4 protein-coding genes are annotated in these 3,989 nt (G+C 51.3%); all 4 read right to left on the bottom strand.

From position 1 onward, the window contains the following. Positions 1-431: 431 nt before the first annotated feature. A complete protein-coding gene (locus tag Q8O92_05975) occupies positions 432-1,742 on the bottom strand; it encodes a hypothetical protein (GenBank protein ID MDP2982856.1) in 1,311 nt (436 codons plus the stop codon). 29 nt (positions 1,743-1,771) lie between these two features. Continuing rightward, complete coding sequence (locus tag Q8O92_05970) at positions 1,772-2,818, bottom strand: inorganic phosphate transporter (GenBank protein MDP2982855.1); 1,047 nt, start codon at positions 2,816-2,818, stop codon at positions 1,772-1,774. Positions 2,819-2,839: 21 nt separating this feature from the next. After that, positions 2,840-3,490: a DUF47 family protein gene (locus tag Q8O92_05965; protein MDP2982854.1), complete on the bottom strand. Its 651-nt coding sequence runs from the start codon at positions 3,488-3,490 to the stop codon at positions 2,840-2,842. Positions 3,491-3,633: 143 nt separating this feature from the next. Then, positions 3,634-3,989: hypothetical protein (locus Q8O92_05960; protein MDP2982853.1), on the bottom strand; the 356-nt coding region annotated here is incomplete at its 5' end.

Raw genomic sequence — 3,989 nt, 5'->3', positions numbered from 1 at the left:
TCTACATCAATACTGTGGGTGCATATGCGAAGGAAGATGTAATCCGCACCTACGTTGAGCAACAGGGTAAACAATATCGAAGAATCTATAGTGAGCAAATATCATTTCTGAATGACTTGTTTTGAAAAAACAGCGTGATACCTCGCAGCTCTGCTGCGGGGTAGTTCATTGGTGCGCTTATCCTCGTTTGGATTCTTACCTTGTGAAATTTCAGAATTGACGCCACCTGCACGGTTCCGGGCGCTCTCAATCGTCATTGACGGGTAACGCCCCAAGAACAACTTCTCAGGTTTCCCGTTCACTCAGCGGTAGCTGTAAAAGGATTTGTTGCCCGTACTGGTTATCTGAATCATGTCGTTGGCTCCATATAATCAAATATAACTTCTCTGCATACCTTCTTTCTGCATAGACGGAATTTTCAGTTTCTCCGGTCAGAATCCCCGTACAAGCGGAATGTCCGGCGGTCTTGCTCCGCGATCATAGAGCTGTTCACGCCCCGCTTTGTATTTCATATCGAAATATGGCGTCTCAAGACGGCGGCCGATGTCCGTGTGACGGCCATTCTCCCAGTTTGAATCCATCAGATACGAAAGCATGCCCGTGGTAAGAAGCGTTCTCTCAGCCGGGTACGGTTCCTTGCCGGTGACCATCATTTCATTGATATAGTGGACGAAGGAACTTGAACCAAGGTACTTCCCCTGGGTATAATTGAACCAGAAATGAGTGGATGCCGGTTCCTTACGGCCCGCGATGTCCCCTGCTAACGCCCACCACCTGAGCCCATGGCCGTTAAGGGTGTATACAGCCGCCCTGGTTCCGTCGCGATACTCGATAATGAATACGAAGGGCTGCCGTACATTGTCGCGGACGTTTCCCGGCTGTTTGTCCGGGCACCGCGCAAGCGCCTCATCCAGCAGCCGTCCCGCCCAGGGATTACGGTCTGTCCATGTCCATGTCTCCGGTCCCTCGATGCATTGGATTGCTGCAACTCCGGTTTCGCCGCCTTTCCGGCGCTCTGCCATGCACTGGAGCACCTCAAGGGCATGGAAGCCGTATGCCTCCTTGCCGCCGTTGGATGTTACCACAGCCGCGGTGAGCGGTGTTTCCAGGTCGAGTTCGAGCTGGGGGTCACGGTGACAGACAGGCAGGGACGATCCCGCCATGAGGGGGAATCCCATCTCCCGGGATCGGTCATACATCCACTTCGCTTCGTTCCAGTCGGTAGAAAGGTGCTTGTCGTTGAAAACCGGCGCCGAACGCCTGCTCTGAGTAAAAACGCGCATAATCTGCTGGTAGAGCCACCAGCGGGGATAGTACGTTTGCCCTTTCAGGTTTGTGTGATATTTCCCGTGCTCGCCGATAAGAACAACTCCATCCACTGCGAGGTTCTTCCCTGAGAGAGTGAGCGCGTCACTTACCCGGGAAAACATGGGAATATTGTACTTCGCGCATACCTTCCGGCTTAAATCGTTATCCGGAAACTGGTGGACGAACATGGACACGACGTCCACCCGGGATGGAGTATGCGCACCCTGCCACCAGTAACCGTCCAACAGCTTCTGGACAATCCAATCGGCATGGGACAAATCCCAGTATTCGGTGATAACACAGGCGACACGAGGCCGTTTTTCCGATGCCGTTGCCCTACCTGCAACGCCTGCCAAGGCGGCTGCGCCTGTCATGCCGAGAACTTCGCGGCGAGAGAAATGTTGAGAAGAACCGGTTCGTTTCATATCAGCCATTGCACAGCTCCTTGTATGAAAGAAAAGGCTCAGTGGATAAGGGATATTATCCTGTAAGCGGCCGCTGAGCATAATGCAGCCATTGGAATGGTCATAAACCATGCCCAGACGATCTTTCGTGCTGTTCCCCAGCGTACGGCCCTGATATTTTCCACCGTTCCGACGCCCATTATTGCTCCTGAGATAACGTGGGTAGTGGACACCGGAATCCCGAAATGGGCAGTACCCATGAGCACCAGGGCTGCAGATGATTCTGCGCAGAACCCTTCCGTCGCCCGGATTTTGGTGATTTTTGTTCCCATTGTCTTGACAATACGCCAACCGCCGAACATCGTCCCCAATCCTATCGAAGCGTAGCATGCAAATGCAACCCAGGGCTGTATTTCCAGTGAATTGGCCATGCCTCCGCTGAACAACGCGAGCGATATGACCCCCATCATCTTCTGGGCGTCGTTGGTGCCGTGCCCGACGCTAAACCATGTAGCGGAAATGAGCTGGAGATATTTGAACAATTTCGCCGAATGATAGTATGGCATCTTTTTGAATAGGTTAAGTATGGCAAGGATAAAAGCCGTGGCTCCAATCATCCCCAGAAGCGGTGCTATGATGATGAATACAATGATCGGCAGAATCCCGGTGACCGACAGCTTCCCCGCATGTATCGCGATCGAGCCTATAATAATCATGTCCGGTCCCGAAGATGCCAGGCCTGCGCCGATCAACCCGCCGATCAGCGCGTGGCTGCTCGAAGTCGGAAGCCCCAAAAGCCAGGTAAAGATGTTCCAGATGATCGCTCCCACGAGCGCGCCAAGCAGGAGAGTAAGTTTCGCATCGGGAGTAGGCAACATGTCGAGATTGATTATGCCCTTGCTTACCATCTTGGCGATGGCGTGGCCGAATGTGAAATAGCCGATAAAATTGGCCATTCCTGCGAGGATGACAGCCTGCAGGGGTGTGAGTGTCCTCGTTACGACAACCGTGGCTATAGAGTTTGCAGCATCGTGAAACCCGTTCAGAAAATCGAAAACCAGCGCTAACAGGATTACCAGTATAACCAGGAAACTGATAGAAATCATTCATCACTCCACTTCGGTTTTTCAACCCTGTTTCATTCGTATTCCGTGTATGAGTTTGCCGATATAGTCGATGCTGTCGACAACCGATTCGAGGTGTTCATAGAATTCCTTGAATTTCATGTTTTCCACGGTCTGGTATTTTTCCTCATCATTGAACAGCGCCGCAATGCTGTCGTGAAACAGTTCGTCCGCCCGGTGTTCAAGACTATGCATGGCCTCCACTTTTTCTCTGACATCCTTTTTCGCCCGCAGGCCATGAACCAATTCGCTTTGCAATTTAGCGATATCGACTATGATATCGGCGAATGTGCAGGCGCTCACCGGTATTTTGCGGATATGGAAAGTCTCAATCTTGCGCGAAGTGCCGTTAAGAATGTCAAGCGATCTCTCCATGTTGATTGCCAGGGTGTGGATGTCCTCACGGTCAATGGGTGTGATGAAGGCGCGCCAGAGTTCATCCATGATCGCGACTTTGGCCTGGTCGCTTTTTCGCTCACAATCCTTGATGATGAGAAGCCGTTTCTTGATCTCTTCTTCGGACAGTCCCTCGATTTGTATGATGAGGTCACGAAAGATGGTACATCCCACCGTGAGGTGATCACTAAGCTGCGCAAGCAAAACAAAGAACTTTGTCTCTCGGGGTAATAAAAGATCGATAATGCTCAATCCCATCGGCTTTACCTCATGTTTGATATTTTTGAATTGTTTTGGGTACAATATACTATCGTTCAAATGAAATATCCAGTGATAGAGGCTTCGGTGATTTTCTTTTAACGTATAAAACGACTTTTGCAAAAGCCTCGAGAATCACTCTATTACTGAACCGGATGCACGCGAACATAGGAGCAATTACCTGGGGCGGCGAACGTTTCGAACAACAGCGGTGGGCTTGCCTTCACAGTAAACACGCTCCACTGTTCGTTCCGGAACTTCCCGGCGCACTTGCAGGCTTCGTGCTTATTCTCAAAGATCCCGACCATTGAAGAACCGCTGCCGGTCAAGAGGGATGCACAAGCACCCTGCGCCAGCATGCCGGTTTTTATCTCACCGAGGACGGGGTATTCCGGCAGCACTATTGATTCGAAGTCATTGACCAACACCCGGAAGAGTTCATCCTTCCGAAGCGTTCCCGCCTGTAATTGCCCGATCATCCCGAAGAAGGAGTCGCTGT

This window comes from Candidatus Latescibacter sp., assembly GCA_030692375.1.
In the GTDB taxonomy this organism is placed as follows: domain Bacteria; phylum Latescibacterota; class Latescibacteria; order Latescibacterales; family Latescibacteraceae; genus JAUYCD01.
The sequence above is the reverse complement of the archived record's forward strand: the minus strand, read 5'-3'. Positions and strand labels throughout refer to the sequence as shown.

Coding starts and splice junctions, on each gene's coding strand:
- Q8O92_05975 (MDP2982856.1), bottom strand. CDS start 1,742: ATGGCTGATATGAAACGAACCGGTTCTTCTCAACATTTCTCTCGCCGC.
- Q8O92_05965 (MDP2982854.1), bottom strand. CDS start 3,490: ATGGGATTGAGCATTATCGATCTTTTATTACCCCGAGAGACAAAGTTC.
- Q8O92_05970 (MDP2982855.1), bottom strand. CDS start 2,818: ATGATTTCTATCAGTTTCCTGGTTATACTGGTAATCCTGTTAGCGCTG.